General features: G+C 60.9%; 20 protein-coding genes. 14 read left to right on the forward strand and 6 right to left on the reverse strand.

Going from position 1 to position 19,383, the window contains the following annotated elements:
• The first annotated feature begins 11 nt into the window (after window positions 1–11).
• Entirely contained in the window at window positions 12–692 is a 681-nt protein-coding gene (locus tag AC2ETI_RS30125; RefSeq protein WP_058037116.1) for a hypothetical protein, read from the forward strand.
• Between the two features lie 177 nt (window positions 693–869).
• Here AC2ETI_RS30125 and AC2ETI_RS30130 read toward each other — a convergent pair whose 3' ends face one another.
• The gene (locus AC2ETI_RS30130) at window positions 870–1,289 is read right to left on the reverse strand and encodes an SMI1/KNR4 family protein (protein WP_058037115.1); all 420 of its coding nucleotides are present in this window, start codon (window positions 1,287–1,289) and stop codon (window positions 870–872) included.
• Window positions 1,290–1,812: 523 nt separating this feature from the next.
• Between AC2ETI_RS30130 and AC2ETI_RS30135 the strand changes: the two genes are divergently transcribed.
• Both AC2ETI_RS30135 and AC2ETI_RS30140 read left to right on the forward strand, forming a co-directional pair.
• Window positions 1,813–2,235 (forward strand): hypothetical protein, encoded by a 423-nt coding sequence (locus AC2ETI_RS30135; protein WP_253741146.1) that lies wholly within the window; start codon window positions 1,813–1,815, stop codon window positions 2,233–2,235.
• Between the two features lie 790 nt (window positions 2,236–3,025).
• On the forward strand, window positions 3,026–5,383 hold the full coding sequence (locus tag AC2ETI_RS30140) for an FtsK/SpoIIIE domain-containing protein (protein WP_253741145.1): 2,358 nt from the start codon (window positions 3,026–3,028) through the stop codon (window positions 5,381–5,383).
• A 2-nt stretch (window positions 5,384–5,385) separates the two neighbouring features.
• Here the strand turns inward: AC2ETI_RS30140 and AC2ETI_RS30145 are convergent, their stop codons facing one another.
• Window positions 5,386–6,300, reverse strand: coding sequence for a nucleotidyl transferase AbiEii/AbiGii toxin family protein (locus tag AC2ETI_RS30145; RefSeq protein ID WP_058037111.1), 915 nt, complete (start codon window positions 6,298–6,300; stop codon window positions 5,386–5,388).
• Window positions 6,300–7,097 (reverse strand): type IV toxin-antitoxin system AbiEi family antitoxin domain-containing protein, encoded by a 798-nt coding sequence (locus tag AC2ETI_RS30150; protein WP_058037110.1) that lies wholly within the window; start codon window positions 7,095–7,097, stop codon window positions 6,300–6,302. Before AC2ETI_RS30150 ends, AC2ETI_RS30145 begins: the two co-directional genes overlap by 1 nt.
• A 222-nt stretch (window positions 7,098–7,319) precedes the next feature.
• On the opposite strand from AC2ETI_RS30150, the gene AC2ETI_RS30155 reads away from it, so the two are divergent.
• Window positions 7,320–7,685, forward strand: coding sequence for a hypothetical protein (locus AC2ETI_RS30155; RefSeq protein ID WP_058037109.1), 366 nt, complete (start codon window positions 7,320–7,322; stop codon window positions 7,683–7,685).
• 26 nt (window positions 7,686–7,711) lie between these two features.
• Here the strand turns inward: AC2ETI_RS30155 and AC2ETI_RS30160 are convergent, their stop codons facing one another.
• Window positions 7,712–8,164 carry a helix-turn-helix domain-containing protein gene (locus tag AC2ETI_RS30160; RefSeq protein WP_253741143.1) on the reverse strand — a complete coding sequence of 151 codons (453 nt, stop codon included), beginning with the start codon at window positions 8,162–8,164 and terminating at the stop codon, window positions 7,712–7,714.
• Between the two features lie 200 nt (window positions 8,165–8,364).
• On the opposite strand from AC2ETI_RS30160, the gene AC2ETI_RS30165 reads away from it, so the two are divergent.
• From AC2ETI_RS30165 to AC2ETI_RS30180, 4 genes are all read left to right on the forward strand, one after another.
• The gene (locus AC2ETI_RS30165; RefSeq protein WP_058037107.1) at window positions 8,365–9,906 is read left to right on the forward strand and encodes a hypothetical protein; all 1,542 of its coding nucleotides are present in this window, start codon (window positions 8,365–8,367) and stop codon (window positions 9,904–9,906) included.
• Between the two features lie 131 nt (window positions 9,907–10,037).
• On the forward strand, window positions 10,038–10,676 hold the full coding sequence (locus AC2ETI_RS30170; protein ID WP_058037106.1) for a hypothetical protein: 639 nt from the start codon (window positions 10,038–10,040) through the stop codon (window positions 10,674–10,676).
• Window positions 10,669–11,337: a TetR/AcrR family transcriptional regulator gene (locus AC2ETI_RS30175; protein ID WP_228233074.1), complete on the forward strand. Its 669-nt coding sequence runs from the start codon at window positions 10,669–10,671 to the stop codon at window positions 11,335–11,337. The genes AC2ETI_RS30170 and AC2ETI_RS30175 overlap by 8 nt, the downstream gene beginning before the upstream one ends.
• A gap of 146 nt (window positions 11,338–11,483) precedes the next feature.
• Window positions 11,484–12,299 (forward strand): alpha/beta fold hydrolase, encoded by an 816-nt coding sequence (locus tag AC2ETI_RS30180; protein ID WP_058037104.1) that lies wholly within the window; start codon window positions 11,484–11,486, stop codon window positions 12,297–12,299.
• A 12-nt stretch (window positions 12,300–12,311) separates the two neighbouring features.
• On the opposite strand, the gene AC2ETI_RS30185 is transcribed toward AC2ETI_RS30180, so the two are convergent.
• Window positions 12,312–13,094 carry a helix-turn-helix domain-containing protein gene (locus AC2ETI_RS30185; protein ID WP_058037103.1) on the reverse strand — a complete coding sequence of 261 codons (783 nt, stop codon included), beginning with the start codon at window positions 13,092–13,094 and terminating at the stop codon, window positions 12,312–12,314.
• 266 nt (window positions 13,095–13,360) lie between these two features.
• Window positions 13,361–13,837, reverse strand: a complete 477-nt coding sequence (locus tag AC2ETI_RS30190; protein ID WP_082661289.1) for a helix-turn-helix transcriptional regulator — start codon at window positions 13,835–13,837, stop codon at window positions 13,361–13,363.
• 206 nt (window positions 13,838–14,043) lie between these two features.
• On the opposite strand from AC2ETI_RS30190, the gene AC2ETI_RS30195 reads away from it, so the two are divergent.
• From AC2ETI_RS30195 to AC2ETI_RS30220, 6 genes are all read left to right on the forward strand, one after another.
• Window positions 14,044–14,748, forward strand: a complete 705-nt coding sequence (locus AC2ETI_RS30195) for an SAF domain-containing protein (protein ID WP_011331694.1) — start codon at window positions 14,044–14,046, stop codon at window positions 14,746–14,748.
• A gap of 6 nt (window positions 14,749–14,754) precedes the next feature.
• The gene (locus tag AC2ETI_RS30200; RefSeq protein ID WP_058037101.1) at window positions 14,755–15,552 is read left to right on the forward strand and encodes a P-loop NTPase family protein; all 798 of its coding nucleotides are present in this window, start codon (window positions 14,755–14,757) and stop codon (window positions 15,550–15,552) included.
• On the forward strand, window positions 15,549–17,195 hold the full coding sequence (locus AC2ETI_RS30205; RefSeq protein WP_058037100.1) for an ATPase, T2SS/T4P/T4SS family: 1,647 nt from the start codon (window positions 15,549–15,551) through the stop codon (window positions 17,193–17,195). The genes AC2ETI_RS30200 and AC2ETI_RS30205 overlap by 4 nt, the downstream gene beginning before the upstream one ends.
• Window positions 17,192–18,073, forward strand: coding sequence for a type II secretion system F family protein (locus AC2ETI_RS30210; RefSeq protein ID WP_228233078.1), 882 nt, complete (start codon window positions 17,192–17,194; stop codon window positions 18,071–18,073). Before AC2ETI_RS30205 ends, AC2ETI_RS30210 begins: the two co-directional genes overlap by 4 nt.
• Window positions 18,070–18,969: a type II secretion system F family protein gene (locus AC2ETI_RS30215; protein WP_058037099.1), complete on the forward strand. Its 900-nt coding sequence runs from the start codon at window positions 18,070–18,072 to the stop codon at window positions 18,967–18,969. Before AC2ETI_RS30210 ends, AC2ETI_RS30215 begins: the two co-directional genes overlap by 4 nt.
• A gap of 116 nt (window positions 18,970–19,085) precedes the next feature.
• Window positions 19,086–19,340 carry a hypothetical protein gene (locus AC2ETI_RS30220; protein WP_058037098.1) on the forward strand — a complete coding sequence of 85 codons (255 nt, stop codon included), beginning with the start codon at window positions 19,086–19,088 and terminating at the stop codon, window positions 19,338–19,340.
• Window positions 19,341–19,383: the final 43 nt, after the last annotated feature.

Genomic DNA, 19,383 nt, shown 5'->3' on the forward strand with positions numbered 1-19,383 from the left:
GAACCTTCACCATGATTACTCGCAATCGCTCGCTCGCGCTTGCTGCTCTCACATCTGCCGCGTTGGTACTGACAGCGTGCGGAGGAAGCGACGAACCCGAAGATCATCCGGTGGAAACGAGTGCCGAGGCCGACACCTCGTGGACGGTGCCCCCACTCCCATCGACAGACGTCTTCGCTGAGGGTAGCCAGTCCGGCTCGGCGCCGACGACAGTTCCGTCGCCGCCGACCGCCCCTCCAGCCCTGACCACCACTCCGCCTCCAGCGCTCCCCGACACACTGGCCGGAGCCAACGAGAACGATGCAGAATCGGTCATGCTCGCCGCCGCTCGCACCATGCTCTCTTACGCGCCAGGCAAGGACGTAAACCAATCCGCGGCAGCTCAACGGGCGGCGCCACTTCTCGACGAGAGGTACTACGCCGCGAATGCCGACTCATTCATTGCGCTTGCACCGATCACCGGTAAGCAATGGCAGAACTGGGCAGACGACCACGCGATCGTCATTGCCACAGCGAGCATTGCCGGCGACGAACACCCTGCTGATCAACCCGCCAAAGTTTCCCGTGTGCTCGCAGTGACACAAACTGCCACCGGACCTGATGGAAAAGAACTGAGCAAAAACACCTTCGCTGTCTACATGAGTGCCGTCAAAATCGGCGTCTGGCGTGTAAGCGCAGTAGCCGTCCGATGAACTAGTGCCCCGTCGAGGGGGCGACATGCGTGTATCCGTAGGCCGGCCCCAGCCACGACGCCCGCAACGCCTTCGATCATCTCGGTGACAGGTCCGGTCGTTGTGGGGCGACCACCGCGGACATGCAGCCCGCGAGGGCGACAAGGGCAGCCGGAATCGCGCGGATGCCTTCGTGAGTCACTCGTCGACGTTCTCCTCCAACAGCGTGCGGAAACTGGCAGCCAGTCGAACAACTGTGTTTCCGTTGTCATGGTCGACCAAGCACACGCTTCCGTCGGCAGCGATCCAGATCGGATTCCCCGACCCGTCGTCAGCGAACACCACCCCGTCGATGAGGGCGCCGTATGCGTCACGCGCCCCCATGGTCAGCTCGATGCATGTCTCACGACCGATAAGCTCGGCGTTGTCCCATGCGTGCACTGACACGCCCACGAAGCATCCGCCCCAACGTCCCACGAACTCGGTGAAGTCTTTGTCCGGGATGATGTCGAGTGCATGCAATCGCGTGTGAAGCTCGTCTGCCGGAATCGGACGGCCGGGACCGTAGAAGTCCACGGTCCGCTCGATGCGAGCGACCAACTCGTTTCCGAGAGCCATATCGGAAACTTACTACCGGCGCAGGACACTAGGCCCGGCATCTCAAACTGACGGGGCAGCTGCTGGATCGCTTCAAATCCGCGCGGGTAATGCTGGCTCCCCTCCCGCACTAACGCTCTGGCTGCGATCCGGAGAGGAAATCACTGCTCGATCCGTTCGCCCCGGTGTTGTTGCCACAGCTCGACCACGCGATCTCCGCGAGGTCGAGCTCATGACGACTTTCGGATTGCAGGATCTCGCCAGCAATGTACGTTGACCAGCTCGAATGATCGTTGGCAATAACGGCCAGTGCTCGGATCCGAACATCAGCGTCGAACCCCGCCACCTGGAGACCACCGCAGATCGCCGCGCTGGATCCAACGAGTCGGCATCTGCATGTTTTTGCGTCGGTCATCTGTCTGATTCGGGCAATGCCGGCCGTTACGATCGCACCGAGCGCCGAAGCTCCAGGCCGAGATTCCGGCGCCGCTGTGATGGAGGGGTCAGGATGTTCGGTTGGAAGAAGAAGCGCAACGATTCAAAGATGACGCTCGACGATGTGATGTCGAAGCTCAGGCCTGACCTGAGTCGGGAATCGCTCGGCGTCGGGCCCGACTTTCCGGGCGTCGCCCCGAACCCGCTCATGAGCAGTGATGCACGCAAGCGCAATGCGGAACTGCGGAGGGGGGTGCTTGCGCTCGGCGTTCTCGTCGACTGGCGGGAGGTCAACAGCAATCCACGCGTGGTCCTGATGTTCGACGTGGAGACCTCCGACGGCATCTTGTTCCGCGGTATCGCAGACGAAGACCTCACGATCACCGAGCTGACACGACTCGCCCCAGGACAGACGTTGCCCGTGCGCTACCGGCCGGCTGTCATGGACCACTACGTCGCCCTTGCCCGGGACGCGGACGCCGCCCACGTTCAGCAGCTCTCCGACGAGATCGCGAGCCGCAAGCGGACCTGACCTGAAGCCATTGCCCGGGAACCCTAGGCGCGACCCGTCGCCCTGGGTCAGGGTCGAAAGGCATTTGCAGGACCGGCGAGGACGTTCCCCAACTTGTGTGCCGAAACTTGCGATGTGGGAATCTGCTCGAACTTGTGTGGGTGAGACTCGCGCGAAACGGCTCGCGGCCGGACACATCGCAGGCTGTTGAACAACAGGTGCGTGGCCGTTGATTGGCTAAGGGGACGGGCTTGGGACGCCCATGGGAGAAGGTTCTTTTCAGATTGTCTGTTGGCTGAGGCGTGGGATAGATGGACGGCTCGGATCTTCGTTCTGGAGCCCCGCAACCTGCTGAACAGCGCGAATCGGTGTAGTTGCCGGGGAGAGAATTTATCCCCTACGCGGGGGGGCGCTCCGATCCATGCTCACTTCGTTGCGCTGTTCGGAGCGTAACCCACGTGTCAAGGGGTGACGGTGTCATTTCGCGATTGATGTGAGCGCGAGTTGTTCTACGAGTTCCGCGAAGGGGAGTTGCCGTGGGAGTGCCATGGGATGCCTCCCATGAACATCTCACTCGTGGTGTATCTGATGCGGGGCGGTGTCGGATTTACACGTAGCTGTTCCGGCTTGAGTGAAAGTGGAGAGAGATTTCTTCGGCCGCGATGTCACTCAGCTCGGGTTGGCGGGATCTTCCTGTGAGTAGAAGAACCATTCGAGGCAACTGCGCGTGCGCGCGGTTGGCCGACCACAGGAGGAGCGCCATGCAGATGCAGACCGGATTCGATTGCCGTCGGGTGATCGGGGGTCGGCGATGACGAGTCCTGCGCAGGAAAAGGCTCCCGCCAGATTCGCTCGTACCCCTCGCATAAGTTCACTGCCGGCGCGGTCGCGGACTTGGGTTCGCGACAGCTTCTGCCTCGGAAGCGCGGCAGTGGGTGTCGGCGCCGGGGCGCCGCTGTTCGGGTATGCCGCCTTGTCAGTTCCGGCGGCCGCAGGACTGTCGATAGGCGCGGTGTACGCCGGAGTCGCGGGGAAGAAAAAACAACTGCGCGATGTCGAGGTCGACGAAGTAATCGAACGACTCTGCCCCGTCATGGGCATCCCGGAAGCGACGCGGGCGGTGTTGTCGGTATCGAAGTGGAGCGGAGGGACTCCGGGCGTGCCGGGAAAACTCACCGTGTATTACACGTCGGCGCAGCCGCTGAACGACGACACATGGTTCGACGACATTTGCGAGGTTTTCGAAGACCAGGGGTGGGGGTTCTTTGCACTCGCCGAGCACGATCCCAACCGTCGGCGGTTGATTTTCACGCCCGCAGCGGAGCCGGAACGAGAGCCCTCCGACAGTGAAGCGGTGGCGCGTGCAAAACGCTATGTCGGGCAACTGCTGGGACCGACCGCAACAGTGACTGCGATTGATGTCGATACCAAGACCGGTGAAGTCACCTCCATGATGGTGCGGCACGAAATCGGATCGAAGCTCGTGTCTGATGGCTATCGCACTCGTGTCGAACGCGCGATCAATGCGATGTTCCCCGGACGCTGGCGTGCAAAGTGGAACCATCACACGGACGAGGTGACGTTCGAGCAACGTGCTGCGTTCCCCGACAGCGTTTGGTTGCCCGCCCCGGACATCGACCCGGATGTCGATTTGTTGGCCAGCTACGACTCGGTGGAGATCCCCTACGGGGTCGACGAAGACGGCAACGAGGTGGTGTGGCGCCCCGCGATCGATCCGAATCTGATGCTGATCGGACCTCCCGGTAGCGGCAAGACAGTGACGGCACACAACCTGTTGGTCAACTTCTCGCGCCGCGGATGGCCGATCTGGGTGCTCGATGGAAAATATGTCGAATTCCTCGGCTTCCAGGACTGGCCCAACGTCCAAGTGGTCGCCACGACCATCGAGCAGCAAGTCGCGATGGTGCATCGTGCACGCGACTTGATGGAGTACCGCTACCAGAAGATCGTCACCGGCGAGGCAACGGAAGCGGATTTCGAACCGGTGCTGGTGTTCCTCGACGAGTGGGCGGAATTCCGCGGCAATGTCGAAGACTGGTACACCTCGGTCAAACCGAAAGGCGGCCCGAGACAACCACCGGTGCTCGCCATGCTGGCGTCGATGGCACGCAAAGCGCGTACCTCGCGAGTGCATCTGGTCTTCGGTACTCAGCGTCCCGACGCGATCTACTTCCTCGGCGACATGCGCGACAACTTCGCGATGCGCATCTCCATGGGACGGCTCTCGCCTCAAGCGGCCACCATGATGTGGCAGTCGCCGACGATTGGCACGAGCGTTCCGCGCAAGTGCCGCGGGCGAGGCACCACTGTCACCGACAACTATCAGCCGCTCGAAATCCAGTGCTACCGCGTGCCGGATCCACGAAAGACCCGTGACGGTACTCCGGACGCTGATCTCCTCGACAGGCTCCGGCCACCGGTGACCAGACACCCGCGGTTGCTGATCGTTCCTCCGGAATCTCTCCCGGACATCGACGCCTCCGACGAAACGTCAGAACCCGCTCCTCTGACCTATTTCGACTACGTCGCCGCTGACTGGGTCCTTGCCAGTGACCGACCCGACCTCGACCCGGTACTCAAGCGAGCACGGATGAACCGCGATACCGATCGCCGAATCGCATCGCCGACCGCATTGTTGGGTCTGTTGGGGGCGCCCGAAACTCCGACGAAGCGACCAGCGATGGCGGACTTCGTCGACCTCGACACCTACCGCAGGCCGACGCTCGCGAAAAACGATCCCGCAGCTGCGGCGGCGTTTCTCGACAAACTGGCCGATCCTGCAATCCGAACAGAACAGTCGAACCTCGACCAGACCCGAACCAGACTCACCGTCGTCAAGGAGGCGGTCGATGATGCGGCTCCAAGCGAGGAATCGGACTATGCATTCGCCAGTGGAGACGAACACGAGGACCAATACGGACCTGTCCAGGATGTTCGCGCCGCTGACGTGGCACTGGGTGATCTGTTGTTGATGGAGGACACCGACGAGTGGGTCGTTGTCGACACCGAACCCGAGCCCGACATCATCGAAGACTCGTTGCTCTCGTTGACCTGGCGCAGTGACACCGACGAGGTGGGCGATCTTGCGATTCCGGACAGTTCCTACGTCTCGATCCGCAAGCCTGTTCAGGTACCTGAACTGGTGTGACCTCAGTCGAGCTCGGCCGGCACCCACTGCCGCGCGGCGGGGTCCCATGTCCCTGTGGATCTCCGCCCCGACAGCAATGGAGACAGTGCACGGCTGAGCTCGGCGAGTGCGTCGTCGAGCGTATGAAGCTCGGATTTCAACGATGTCTTCGACGCGAGTGCACGATAGCCGGCGGCCCAGCTCGGCCCGGGAGATGCAAGCGTGTGGGGGAGTGTGAGCACGCGGCGGGTTTGTTGGGCCCGTAGTGCGTTCACAGTGTCTTCGGCGTCGACCGTGCATGAGGTGATGATGAGTAGCAGATCAACGAGATCACGGAATCGCGTTGAGGGGGTGACCTGCTGAGGCCCGTGAAGTTCGTACATCGCGCACAGTTTGTCAGCGATCTGGTCAGCGATAGGTACGACCGTGAAGGCCGGCAGCGTCGAGACGTCTGCGATCTCGACGGCGGGGCGGGGCTGCAGTCGTTCCACCGGTCCGATCAAGGTGCGTTCGATCGCAATGTCGATCGGAAAGTTTCCTACGCGCGTAGTGCCGAGATAAACGGTTGCTTTCAATTGAGCACCCCGACTGACGCCGGTCAGTGATCCTTTCGCCTCGATCTCGAAAGTGAACCGGTCCAGGTCCGGGCGGACGCTGAGAGCTCGTAGTTCGTCGACGGCACCGATGATGTCTGTTCCGGGATGAAGCAGATCGACGTCTTGGCTGTGACGGGCCCCAGGGATGCGAACGAGCATTCCACCGCCTCCGGTGAGGATCCACCGCGAATCAGGTGACGAGAACACCCTCGCCAGGAACCGCTGGGTGAAGTACTCGCGTTGAAGTTCTTCAGTCGTGCGACCGGATGTCTTTGCCTGGCTTCCCAGGCGTGCCAGCAGTGCCCGGTGAAATGCTGCTGCCGACGGATAGTGTTGTGCCACTATACGATTCCTTGTTTACGCAGCGCGCGAAGTGCGGCGGGCAGGGCGGGATCACGCAGAATATTCAGGACGCCGGGACCGTGCCCGACCTCGTCAGCGGCTTCCTCCTGGCGAGAGGCTCTCGTATCGGTCGGTGTGGACATCAGGTCCGAGGCGGCGACATCGTCGATGAGGGCGGCGATCAATCCTGCTCCGTCACCGAGGGGTGCGCCGTAGAGGTGCGCAAATGGGCGCAGTTGGGACTCCAACTGTCCCCGCGAGACCTGATCGGTGCGCAATGCATCCCACACCACGCCAGCGAGGTGTCCACCGTCTGTTCGAGAAGATGCGAGGTCGACGATCGTCCTTGCTGTCGTCGTGACGGGCAGGCCGTCGAGTAGAGACCAGTGTGTGGGGTCCAGCGTGGCGACGTGGAAACGGACTCCGTCGCTACGTGTGTTGCGCCGGCGCGGAACGGTGAACTCTGCAATGTCAGCATCGATGTCGCCGAGTTGTCTCAAGTCGGCAGCCGTTCGATGAGAGGCGACCCCGCGGGGATCGGCACTGCCGATGCGCTCTGTCGCCGAGCGTGTCGGGTCGAGTGCAAGCCACTGGGCGCGCACGTGATCGGTGGGGTGAATCGGCGTCCCTGTCAGCCGGTACACGCCATGTCTGATGCGGGTGAGGATGAATCGGTCTGCCAACCGCTTGAGGTGTTGCGCACTTACGCCCGACTCTGCGGCCTGCGCTGAGGTGAACATGCCCCACTGGTCCTGGGCGAGGTCAGCCAGTGCGAGGAAGCGATCATCACCTTTCATGCACCAATAATATCACTCTAGGTGTAATTATTGACGATCCAAAGTGGAGTTTCAGTGAAACTTCCCCGCATCTGACGAAGACCGCAAGCGTGTCAATCACCTGCCCGTCACGTGCGCCGCCCAGGTTCCGAAATTTGTTTGCCGACGCGTGTCACACAGGACGTCTCGACCGGATCTTCCTACTCGTAGAAGCCCAATTCCGGCGACACGAGGAGATCGGTCATGTTCGAGAGCCAGTCAGAACCCCAGCGTCCCACCCCGGGTACGGCGAACGCGGCAGGACTGTCTGACGCGGATCAGATGTCCCTGCTGATGGCAGCCCCACTGATCTTCGGAATCGTCGTCGGCGCCATTCCGGCCATGTCGGCAAGGGCCACGGCCTGGCTTCTCGAACACAACATGATCATCGCCGCAACGGAATCGCCCTTGCTGGCCCTTCCTGGCGCGGAAGGCGCTGGCCTCGATATCCGCCGGCTCATCGTCGTCGCTGCGGTGCTTGCGGTAGCGGTAGCCCTGGCGGTCAGCGGCTTACGCCAGGCAGTTGATCGTCGTCGTCAGCAGCGGCTGCGAGTGGGTGATCAAGGATGAGGAAACTCGCAGGTCCGGGATGCGCGCTAGCTGGTCTTGGGAAGAGGGCGGAGAGGTCTGGTTCGAGCTCGGATGAACGCGGCACGGATCGTCTGGATCTCCACATGCAGAGCCTCGCTAAGTGCGGTGGCGTGGCGATCGGCGAGAGTCCCTTCGCCGCGCTCGATCCTGCCGATCGTCGTGGTGCTCAGGCCCGTGCGGCCGGCGATATCCTTCTGGGTCATTCCCGCGAGATTGCGCAGGTCAGCGATCGTCCTGTTCTTCTCTGGCACGAAGATCAGTTGATCGAGAGGGATGCCGAGTTGCTCAGCGGCACGCGCCAGATGGTCGGGCGACGGTTGCGATCGTTCGGTTTCCCAATTGTGAACGGTGGTCGGGTCCACGCCGATTGCGCGGGAGAGATCGCCACGGCTGATCTTGGCCGCGGTTCGAGCCTTTTCGAGGGCCTTCGGCTGGAAGCCGTTCAAAGGCAGTCTCACCTGGATTGTCCGTTCATCGCTGGACATCCTATTGAAGATGTAGATACCATCGTTGCATACCGGGTTTAGATTCCAGTGATAAACACCAGAACGGCCTCAACCAGCGAGCATTCGCTGTTCTCGACGACCCGGTGCGCTCGAGTACGAACTGTTCACACGTACATGCGGCCTGACCAGCCGCTAACGGAAAAGAGCTTCCGATGACCACCAGCACCGCAGCACCACAACGCACGTCCGAAATCTCCAGCAGCCGACGCGGCTGCCGTTCCTCTGCACGCCAAGCGTCGGTAGCTAGACTGAATACAGCCGGAATCCCCGCCCGGTCTACTACACCCAGTCGCGACGACGGGTGGTTCCAGACATCGCGACAATCGGGTTCAGGGGGACGTGACGGGCAGGCTTGGACACCTGCCCGTCACGTCGATACATCAGTCGACCTCGCAGACGTTCGCTACCACGTCAACGCTCTGATGTGCGCCGGAATGACAACCGAGCTGATCGCTCAACTTGCATCACTGCCCGTCGAAATCATCCGGGCGTTGCGCAAGACTTCCACGACGTCAGCACCACAGCGTGTCGTCGACGCTGTCCTTTCAATCACCTTCCACCCCAGCCGCGGCCGCGATCTCACGCCGGCTGTCGGAGCGCACCGACGTCTGCGTGCACTCAACGCAATGGGCTATGGAGACGGTCTCCTGGCAGCTCGTCTCGGCGTCGACATCGACGTCGTCACTGGCATGCCGACCAAGAGCCTCATCCCCAGTGGGCTATGGAAGGCGATCGCCGGCATCTACGACGAGCTGTCCATGCACCCGGGCCCGGATGCCGAAATTCGTGACCGATCACGCGCGGATGGCGTCGTACCGCCGCTCGGGTGGGACGACGACGAAATCGACAACCCCAAGGCGCGGAGTCAGGAACGAGTTCAACCTCGACACGGTGGGGGAGGTGTTCCCGTTGACGAGGCAGTCGTGATCCGCCGGCTCGGTGGGGAGCAGTTGCCGCTACGCCTCTGCGAGCGACGCGAGATCGTGCGCATTGCGTTCGAACAAGGTTGGTCTCCTTCCGAGCTCGCGGCACGGCTTTCCATCAAATACGACTCGGCAGTCACCGAATTGAGCCGCTACCGGCGCGCACTTGCACGTGATGCAGCGGTCGACAGCGATTCATCGACAGAAGAGAGTGGCTCACAGGAAACAGCCGTTGAAGTCCTTGGTGTTCGCGAAGAATCCGACGAACTGTCTCCTGTCGAGCCCCTGTCGGGTCGGGAGCTGGAACCAATCTCGCTCGACGAGGATTTGTCGGAAGATGCGACATCGAGCGCTCACGCGTCCGCCGCGCTCAACCGGAGCGTCGAACGAGTCCAGTTGTCTGGTTCTCGGTCGGGACATAGGAATGGCGCGGCACGGCTCCGCCCGCCGCGCCACATGATGCGCACTCTGAGTACGCGGTGCCCCGGTGTAGGCCCTGGCGGCATTTCTCGCCACAAATCCAGCCGAGACATACTGCGTCCCAATCTGATTGATCGATCCATCAAGCCAAATCAACAGGTAGACGATGCAATGCAGCGCTCGCCATCGGCGCCCGCACGCGCCTCGCGGCGGCCCGGTCTCTTTTTCTCAGGGGCCGGCGGGAGGGCATTCACATACGGCCCGGTAGATGGTCAGCTGCGGCGAGAGGTAAACCGTGGCAGTCAACCGCAGGGATACTTGCGCCCGATCGACATTGCCGACACCGGCTGAAGTACATCTCGGCAAGATCTCCTTTGGACTCTGAAAAGCTTTCTCTGACAGCGGATTACAAAATCGCATCACGTTCTATTCATATACAGACATCTCCGGTCTCGACCCGAGACCCCAGACGGGACCTGCTCATGAACACGACATTCGCCTCCGCGCTCAACACCATGACACCCGGCGACGCTGTTATGTGTCTTGCTGCCGGAACGGTCGAGCTTGCTCTCGATGACGCACCTGAATCAATGCGCTGGCACTGGTTCGCCGATCTCCTCGACTCGCAATGGGGGTTGACCGGCAGGCTTGCGCCCATCCTGACCGAGCCTGTCATGTCCGAACTGGAGCAGGCTGCCCGTATGTGCCGCGCCGCAGCACAGCATCCGCTAGACCCCCAGGTCTGGTTATCTGCATACCAATCCACAACAGCGCTGGTAGAAGACCCTGCGGTGATCTCAGCAGATGCCCTGCACCTCGCGCTCTCCGCAGCCAACGACATCGCACTGGAAGCAATGGACACTCCGCATCCTGATTTTTCGGTCGCCGTCACGCTGGCATTCGAAGCGCTGACATCGGTGGTGGCCGTCGACCGCGAGGTGTCCAGAAGTTGGATTCTGACTGCAATCGGAGAATGGGTCGCGAGGACAGAATTGGATCAGTCAGGCCTCCGATCTGCACAATCGCGCACTAACGCTGACAATAGGCAGATTGCAAATGCTTCCGTTGTTTCTGCAGGATGTAGCGAGAAGACACTGCTGAAAGTGAGAGGGAATGCGTGAAACCGTCGTCCAATCAGAGCCGGTGAGTCCAGGTCATTTCGGTTCACCCAGCCCATCCGTCGTCGGGGACGCGGTCAAAGGAAGGCGACGGCAGAAACGGGCGGGGATTACTCGCGAGAAAATCGTCGATGCTGCCGCACGTCAGTTCGATGCTTGTGGATTTGCCGCGGCAAGTATCAACACCATCATCGAAAACGGGAACCTGACCAAAGGTGCAATATATTTCCATTTCTCTTCCAAAGAGGAACTGGCACAACAGGTTATCGAGCGATGGTCAAATATGGTGAATGACGAGTACGTGGCTCTCGGAGAGGCTGGTGATAGGTCCCCCTACCGCCAGCTGGTGCGGTTCTGCAGCGAGATGGCGTACCGTATCGATGCCGATCCCATCCTGCGTGCTGGGTTACTTCTCACTGTCGAACCGTCCGTTACGGGCGGGAAAATTGCATATATGGAGTGGCACAAGAGCATTGATGAATTGGTTGTCCGCTCCATAGAGTCAGGCGAGATAAGAGACCGTCCCGCAAGCTACCGACTATCTGATCAGGTGTGCGCGACATTCATTGGCGGGGCTCAACTTCAGTCGGTTGATGGGGGCTCACCCAATCTGCGAACACGGATAGTCGACGTGTTCGACGGACTTACCGGCGGTCCGGACTAGCCGAAACCTCGCCTTCTACGACGACCCGCAGAGGCCCTGGATCTTCCCCCGGAGCCTTCCAAACCCTGAAAATCTACCGCGCTCGTGTATGCACGTGAGCGGACTCGAATCCCCGGTCGGAAAAGGCCACCCCTAGTATCGGGTTCGTGCCGAACGTGAGAACGCCCGACGCCGATATCTATTACACCGACAGTGGGGGAGAGGGGCCCGTCCTGCTGCTCGGGCATGGATTCTTCATGGATTCGTCGATGTTCGCCCCGCAGATCGATGCCCTCGCCGGCAATATCAGGGTGGTTGCCTGGGACTCGCGCAGGCACGGACGAACAATCGATCACGGCGCCGCATTCACGTATTGGGATTTGGCTCGAGACTCCCCGGCGGTCCTCGACGATCTCGAGATCGAGACAGCAATCGTCGGCGGAATGTCGCAGGGCGGCTACACCGCGCTACGGACGGCTTTGCTTGCTCCCGAGAGAGTCCAAGCGCTCCTGCTACTCGACACCGAAGCATCTGCCTGCACCGATGGCGAGAAAGCCGGATACAAGGCCATGTTCGATCAGTGGTGCAGCGATGCCCCGATCGAACCACTTGTCGAAGCTCTGGCACCGCAATTGATCGGCGGTGACTCGCGAGAGTCCTCGCGAGAGTCGTGGGCGCCGTGGATCGAGAAATGGACGACAAGCGATCGGCGAGCGATTCGACCGGCCGCAGAGTGCTTGATCGAACGCGACGATGTCGTCGACCGGTTGAGTGCTATCGAGGTGCCGGCGTTGATCATCCGTGGCGAACATGACATGTCCGCGCCTGCGGCCAAAGCAAAACAGTTGTACGACCATTTACCGCTCGCAGTTCCAGTCCTCACCATTCCTGGCGCAGGTCACGCAGCCAATTGGACCCACCCGCAGCCCGTGAACGAGACCATCGCGGCCTTCGTGACGATGGTTGAAACAGGCTGGCTGTAGAAGTTTGAGCAGCTATTCGGTTCCCGGGATTCGCACGCCTAGGTACATCTGTACGGGGTAGTCACCACGCATTTCCGTGTGTACCTGGACGTGAACGCGGTATTCCTCGCCGGTGTCGGCATCGCGCAGATGCATGAATGGCTGGTGTCGGCCGAATCGAACATCCTCTTTGTCCCACAGGCGCCGAAATGCAGGGAACTTGCTCAGTTCTTCCAGGGTTTCGATCGCCCATTCAGGGTTGTAATAGCGTCCCATCAATGCGCGGAACCAGTTCACCGTCAAGGTCGTCTCGGCTTCCCACTCCACCATGACTTGCTTGGACTGCGGTGTGGAGAAGAACCAGCGCAAAACATTGCCGTCGTCGAGAAGGCCTGGAAAGGCGCGATCATAGGCAGCGTTGCATTCGATGACATTCCATCGCTCATCCAGATAAGCCACCAGATGTGGATTGAGCGCTGTGATGACCGTGCGCATCTCGGGTGTGATGAGTGATCGGTATTGCTCGATCGTCCACGGGGTGGTCGATGTTTCCCGTTCCGTTTGAGTGCGGCGAGCAAGGTTGTACAGGTGTCGGCGCTGGGCCGGATCGAGGCCGAGTTCCCGTGATGTCGCTTCCAGAAATTTGACTGAAGGGTTCGGCGATTCGTTACGTTCGATCTGCGTGATATGGCTCACGCTCCAGAAAATATTCGCCGCGAATTCGGTCCTTGTCAGACCGTCCGGGTGCTGCGGTGTGGATCTGGTGCGCAACGCGCGCAGGTAATCGCCCAGGTTGGGCGGTCGGACGGTATCCATGCATGACCTTTCGTGAGTATCTGTAACGGGACAAACACCCAAAAGCTGACCTACGGCGAAAAGTCAATACTCGCAGTAACACTCTTTAGTGGTACCGGCCAGACTCGCGCCGGTCACACAAACCTGCTGTGCTGTTTCGCGAAAGACTCACAGCTGCGTGGCAGGCAGGAGAGTGAAACCAGCAGGGAGGCGAGTCAACACCGGGGTGGGGAGACCCTCGGAGTTGACTCCAGAGGGGGATAGCCATGCCACGTTTACGGCGAGGCTCAAGCAGGCGTTCCAGGAGGTCGCCGCTTGGCCTTCATATACGCCCGATTCACCTGTTCCTCAGAAATCCCCAACGCCTCCGCCAAAGCAGTCTGGATCTTGTCGGTGAGGGCGATCTCACCGCGTTCAATGCGCGTGATCGTCGTGGTCGTCAACCCGCACACTTTGCCGAGCTGGGGTTGGGTAAGTCCGACCAAGCATCGATAGTCACTGAGAAAGCGCTGCTCCGGATCCGTGACGACGACGTCGCCGACTTGGATGTTCAACGCCTTCGTGGCTCTGGCCAGGAAATCTATCTGAGGAGACACGGCGCCGATCTCCCAGTTGCGGATGGTCGCGGCGGTCGTGTCCGCCAGGCGGGCGACATCGCCACGGGACATCCGAGCTGCCTTTCGGGCAGCTGCGAATGCGTCTTTATCGAAGCCGCGCAGGACGTTGCGGCTCATCGGATTGGTCCGTCCATCGCTAGACACCATGCCGCAACCCTTCTAATATGCCATCCAGATTGGCTTTTAGATTTGTCACCAAGATTGACAGGGATTGCGGCGAACGTACCGCCACCGAAAAGCCGAGGCAAACCGTTCTGCAGCGCAGTTGGCGCCAGCCAGTCCAGGTCCCGACCTACTGTCCCCGTACGACCTGCCCACCCTGTCCACTCGTCCACTGTGAAGGACCACCACACATGGCATCCCTACTGACCAAAAAGATCGATTCCATCCGCTCGTCCGGTGACAAACAACCAGCACATAACGGCGCAGACCCGGATAGCCCACCCGACCTGACTACCCGCGCGCGAGTGCGCAGACGTCCGATCTATCTTGCTATCGGCGTTGCGCTTGTCGTCGTCGCCGTGATCGGCATGCTCGCCGCAGTGAGCGCGATGCGCGCCACGACCGACGTCCTGGTCCTCGCGCGCGACGTCCAACAGGGCCAAATCATCGAATCGAAGGACCTCACGGTGAAAACCGTCAATGTCGATGCCGACCTGGGTGCCCTCTCGGCGGGTGAACGAGGTCGTGTCATCGGAATGAGTGCCGGCACTCGATTGCCGGCAGGAACAGTGCTGATGCCTGCGGCGGTCACCGACCAGGTGGTGCCCGGAGAAGGCTTGACGATGGTCGGCATCACCGTGGGATACCCACACCTGCCGTCGGAAGCAATTCTTCCCGGAGACATGATCCGCGTCGTAGACACACCCCGAGAAGGCGACGACCCGCCGGTTACTGGACCTATCAACACAAAGGCGCAGGTCTACTCGACGACCACGATCGCGGAAGCGGGCGAAACCACTCTCAACCTCCTGGTCCCGGAAGCCGAAGCAAACTGGGTCGCCGCGCGGGCTGCGACCAAGCGCGTGTCCATCGTCCTCGACAACCGAGTGCGGTGATTTCCCATGTACCTCGCACTCATCTCTGCATCCGGGGCACCAGGAGTCTCCACGACAGCACTCGCTCTGGCCTTGAATTCACCAAGTAAGAACACGCTCTTGGTCGAAGCCGATCCAATCGGATCCTCGCCCGTGCTGGCCGGATACCTCCTCGGCGGCCGCTACCACGACAAATCATTGATCAACCTCGTTGACGCCAACCGCCACGGACGCCTCAAATCAGCGCTGGCCTCCGAGGTGATCACCTTCCCTGACACCACGGTCTCTGTCCTCCCTGGTCTTCTACATTCCGCTCAAGTCGATGCAATGCGCGGTGTCTGGAGTCCACTCGGAATCCATCTCGCAGGACTTGCCGTCGACGATGCCAACGTCATCGTCGACGCCGGCCGGATCGGACAACACGGCTCGCCGGTCGAAATGATCGTCAGCGCCACGACCATTGCCATCGTTACCCGCACGACCCGTCCGGCACTGGCGGCACTGCGCGCTTCGATCAACGGATTGCGTCAACAACTGTCAGCGACACAGTCCACGGCAAGCCTCGGACTCATCCTCATCGGTGAATCTCCGTACAACGCCGACGAAGTAGCCAAGGTCACGGGACTCGATGTCATCGCCGTCATCCCGGATTCGAAGGACGCGAAGATCTTCTCCGACGGCGAGGTGCTGACCAAGTGGCGCCGCCGCCGATCGCTGTATCTCCATGCGCTGCACCGAACCACGTGGCCCAAGATCGAAAAGTTCGCGGCCACCCACCAGGCCGACTGGAAGTCCAGCCTCGCCGTGACAGGAGACCGACGATGACAACTGACGAGACAGCACAGAGTGCGCACAAGAACATCACCGATCTCCCGTTCTTCTCCGCGACGCTTCCTTCCGTCGATCAGCACTCGGCTTCCCCCGAACCAGTGACCCCGGTGTCGGCAGAAACCGCTGATTTCTTCCGCACCAACCACCTTCACGATCTACCTCCAGCACCCCGGCATAGTCCTCCGGACGAGTCCGTGCGGTCGCGGCGGAGTACGCCCCCGAAAATCGCGGTCGACCGACAACTCGTCCGCGCCCTGCAGCGAGAAGCGGCCGAGCTACTGCGCGAACACCGCACCAAGCGTGACCGAGAGCTCAACGATCCGAAGAACACCAAACTCGTTGTGCCGTTCACCGAAGACGAAGAACGCGAATACGGCCGAGAAACAATCACCGGATTGGTGAAAAACCACGTCCAACAGACGATCCGCTCCGGCGGCGAAGCCTTCAACCTCGACCAAGAACATGCCCTCATCAAGGCGATCTTCGACGCTCAGTTCCGCCTCGGGCCCCTCCAAGATCTCGTCGAAGAACCCGACATCACCGACATCTACCTCAACGGTGACGCCGTATACGTCAAATACCCCGACGGACACTACGAATACCGAGCTTCCGTCGTCGACAGCGGCGACGAACTTCTTGAGTGGATGAGCCTGCTCGCATCCAGGGCCGATAACGGTGGCAGGCCCTTCTCCAGAATCAATCCCTCGCTTCGACTCAACATGCAAGGCAACCATCGACTTTCGGTCCTGGGGTACACCACCATCCGGCCCTCCGTCGCGATCCGCATCCACCGCCTGACCAACATCACCCTTGAGCAGCTATCGCTCGATCACCACATGATGCCTCCGGAACTTGCGCACATCCTTGGATGCGCCATGCGAGGCGGAGCGTCGACCGGCGTCGGCGGCGGAATGGGTTTCGGCAAAACGACATTCGCCCGCGCTCTCGCCAACGCACTCCCCGTTCACACACGAATCGGAGTGGCCGAAACCGAACGAGAACTCTTCCTCGACGAACTGCCCGGCCGGCGAGACTTCGTCGTCGACGCCGAAATGATCATGGGCGGCGGCGAACGCGGTCCAGACGGACAGCTCGCCGGCGGCTTCAGCCTGAGCGCAATTCTCTATGAGTTCGTCCGTCAGGGACTCGACTACCTCGTAGTCGGCGAAATCGCCGGCCACGAGATCCTCGCCCTGGTCAAGGCGCTCCAAACAGCCAATGGTGGCCTTTTCACTACCCACGCCTACACCGCGCGCGGCGTCATCGACCGACTCGCCAACCTCGCCCAAGAGCCCCCGATGAACGCCACCGCGGAATACATCGAACGGCAGCTGGCAGAACACGTCGATGTGATCGTCCAGTTGGCGACGAAGGTCAGGGTCAACCGCGAAGGCACCACAACCGCAGTCCGGTATGTCTCCGAAGTCGTCTACGTCGAACCTGGCGACGACAAGCTACCCAGCTTTTCCACGATCTACCGCGGATACTCCGACGGCACAGGGGTATTCGGCACCATCCCACAGCCGCTGCTACGCAAGCTTCTCGCCGGCGGATTCAAGAGACTGAACCTCCCCTCCGACACTCTTCGGAGTTTCGACGAAGAACGTGAACTCTTCGACGACGAAGGAGCTGCATGATGTACCAGCAAATCGGCGTTTTCCTCGTCCTGCTTCTGTGCGCGGGAGTCGGCTGCCTTGTCCTGGGGTGGAGGGACCGCCGCGATCCCACAGCCCCCACTCGGCAGCGTCCACGTAAGGGCGAAAGAGTAAAGATATCCGGGACCACCCAAATGCTCCTGGCGGTAGGGATCGTGGCAGGTGCCAGCGTCTACTACCTGAGTGGATGGCTCTTCACGCTCTTCCTCGTCCCGGCCCTTCTCGTGGGTCTGCCCTACCTCCTGAGCCGACCGGAAGCGGAACACCAGATCCGCCGTCTGGCCGCGATGGACGAATGGACGCGCAACTTGTCGAGCAGCATGCGAGCCGGCTCCGGAATCGAACACACCATCATCTCGACTCCTATCCCGGAAACGCTCAAAGACGAGATCACTGCCTTCATCAACAGGCTCCGCAACAATGTCCCACCGGCTGAAGCGGTCACACGATTTGCATCCGACCTCAACGACAGCGTCGGAGACAAGATCTGCGGCGCCCTCCTCCTTGCCATGCAACTGCGTGGTGTCGGTCTGGCCAATGTTCTCGAAGGCCTCGCCGAAGACGTGGGCGATACCGTCGCCCGCCGCCGGCGCATCGAAGCGGACCGCAAATCGACTCGAACACAAGCCAAATGGGTCACCATCATCACCATCGCCGTCCTTGCCGCAGCTTTCGCCTTCACAAATTTCATGGAGCCATACCGTTCAGGCGGCATGCAGATCGTCCTACTGATCCTGCTGACGCTCTTCGCTGCGGATCTGTACTGGATGAAACAAGCCACCAAGCCGCCGACCTACCCGCGGTTCATCGGAACCAATGACCGCGTCGAACGCACTGACCTTGTAGGAGCGCAGCGATGAGTATCACCATGACGATCATCGTCTATACCAGCGTCGGCACAATCGGCATCTATCTCGTGGCCCTGTACTTCCTGCGAGCCCAACCTGCCCTCACCGACGTGATGTCCAGGATGTCCGGACCCGCGCCGGAGAAGGCAAGCACAGCAGGGACATCACTCGTCGACGGGCTCGCCAACAAGCTCGGCCTGCGCGTACATCCCTACCTACAAGACAGCCGATTCCTCACCCTCCCCACATCGGACCTCTCACTGCTGCACAAGGATCCGGCGCACGTCCTCGGTGAAAAACTTGTCGCGGCATTCTTCGGTCTGTTGATCTTCCCGATACTGAATCTGATTCTGACCGCGTTCGGATTGGGATTGGCATGGTCGATGCCGGCGATCCTCTCACTCGCGACCGCCGTCTTCCTCTTCGTGATTCCCGACATCGATATTCGGCGCCGCGCAGCTGCGGCTCGCGCCGAATTCGCACAAGCCCTCAGCTCCTACATCGACCTGGTCGCGCTATGCCGACGAGGCGGAATCGGATCCACGCAATCCCTCGAGATCGCCGCCCAAGTCGGAGACAGCTGGGTGTTCCTACGACTGGACGAGGAACTGTACGAAGCCGGCCGCTCCGGCGAAGCGCCCTGGAGTGCCCTCACTCGCGTCTCTCAGCAGCTCGGACTCGCAGAACTCGGCGACCTCGCAGACATCATGACGATGACAGGCGACAAAGGCGCCAGCGTCTACACCTCACTGCGAGCCAAAGCCGCCAGCCTGCGTTCCGCACAAACCTCCGCTGAACAGTCCGCCGCCGTCGAGGCAACAGAGAAGCTTGCCATGCCCCTCGCCGGCCTCGCCGGCCTGTTCATGGCACTACTCCTGATCCCGGCCGTGACCGTCATCAGCGGCTAACCAACAACAAGAAAGGAATGCCCTCTGAACAGGCAAAACAAAGAAGGACCCATCGACCGGACTCATCCAGTCCAGGACAACTGCTACACATCCAGCACACCAATAAGGAGCACGCCATGACCACCAAGGCCATCACCACCACCCGACGCGCAACCCGCGCTGCCATCACCTCGTACCTCGCACTCACGATGATGTTCGTCGCCGCACTCGCCGGCAGCCTTCTGCAGCGTGCAGGCGGTAGGGATTCGGACCGTGGTCCGTCCACCCTCGAGTACGTCATCCTCGCCGGAATCTTCGCCGTCGCGGCCATCGCTGCCGGCGCCGTAGTCGTCCAGAAGATCCAGTCCCGCGCGGACTCCATCCCCGACTGAAACTGCCGAGCGCAGTTCGGATGCTGGAGAACAAAACCATGGG

It is taken from the genome of Rhodococcus sp. MurmanLake-1, from assembly GCF_056945715.1.

What these genes read in the sequence shown, in the direction of transcription:
- AC2ETI_RS30125 (WP_058037116.1), top strand. Translation starts at nt 12, where the DNA reads ATGATTACTCGCAATCGCTCGCTCGCGCTTGCTGCTCTCACATCTGCC.
- AC2ETI_RS30130 (WP_058037115.1), bottom strand. Translation starts at nt 1,289, where the DNA reads ATGGCTCTCGGAAACGAGTTGGTCGCTCGCATCGAGCGGACCGTGGAC.
- AC2ETI_RS30135 (WP_253741146.1), top strand. Translation starts at nt 1,813, where the DNA reads ATGACGCTCGACGATGTGATGTCGAAGCTCAGGCCTGACCTGAGTCGG.
- AC2ETI_RS30140 (WP_253741145.1), top strand. Translation starts at nt 3,026, where the DNA reads ATGACGAGTCCTGCGCAGGAAAAGGCTCCCGCCAGATTCGCTCGTACC.
- AC2ETI_RS30150 (WP_058037110.1), bottom strand. Translation starts at nt 7,097, where the DNA reads ATGAAAGGTGATGATCGCTTCCTCGCACTGGCTGACCTCGCCCAGGAC.
- AC2ETI_RS30155 (WP_058037109.1), top strand. Translation starts at nt 7,320, where the DNA reads ATGTTCGAGAGCCAGTCAGAACCCCAGCGTCCCACCCCGGGTACGGCG.
- AC2ETI_RS30165 (WP_058037107.1), top strand. Translation starts at nt 8,365, where the DNA reads ATGACCACCAGCACCGCAGCACCACAACGCACGTCCGAAATCTCCAGC.
- AC2ETI_RS30170 (WP_058037106.1), top strand. Translation starts at nt 10,038, where the DNA reads ATGAACACGACATTCGCCTCCGCGCTCAACACCATGACACCCGGCGAC.
- AC2ETI_RS30175 (WP_228233074.1), top strand. Translation starts at nt 10,669, where the DNA reads ATGCGTGAAACCGTCGTCCAATCAGAGCCGGTGAGTCCAGGTCATTTC.
- AC2ETI_RS30185 (WP_058037103.1), bottom strand. Translation starts at nt 13,094, where the DNA reads ATGGATACCGTCCGACCGCCCAACCTGGGCGATTACCTGCGCGCGTTG.
- AC2ETI_RS30190 (WP_082661289.1), bottom strand. Translation starts at nt 13,837, where the DNA reads ATGGTGTCTAGCGATGGACGGACCAATCCGATGAGCCGCAACGTCCTG.
- AC2ETI_RS30195 (WP_011331694.1), top strand. Translation starts at nt 14,044, where the DNA reads ATGGCATCCCTACTGACCAAAAAGATCGATTCCATCCGCTCGTCCGGT.
- AC2ETI_RS30200 (WP_058037101.1), top strand. Translation starts at nt 14,755, where the DNA reads ATGTACCTCGCACTCATCTCTGCATCCGGGGCACCAGGAGTCTCCACG.
- AC2ETI_RS30205 (WP_058037100.1), top strand. Translation starts at nt 15,549, where the DNA reads ATGACAACTGACGAGACAGCACAGAGTGCGCACAAGAACATCACCGAT.
- AC2ETI_RS30210 (WP_228233078.1), top strand. Translation starts at nt 17,192, where the DNA reads ATGATGTACCAGCAAATCGGCGTTTTCCTCGTCCTGCTTCTGTGCGCG.
- AC2ETI_RS30215 (WP_058037099.1), top strand. Translation starts at nt 18,070, where the DNA reads ATGAGTATCACCATGACGATCATCGTCTATACCAGCGTCGGCACAATC.
- AC2ETI_RS30220 (WP_058037098.1), top strand. Translation starts at nt 19,086, where the DNA reads ATGACCACCAAGGCCATCACCACCACCCGACGCGCAACCCGCGCTGCC.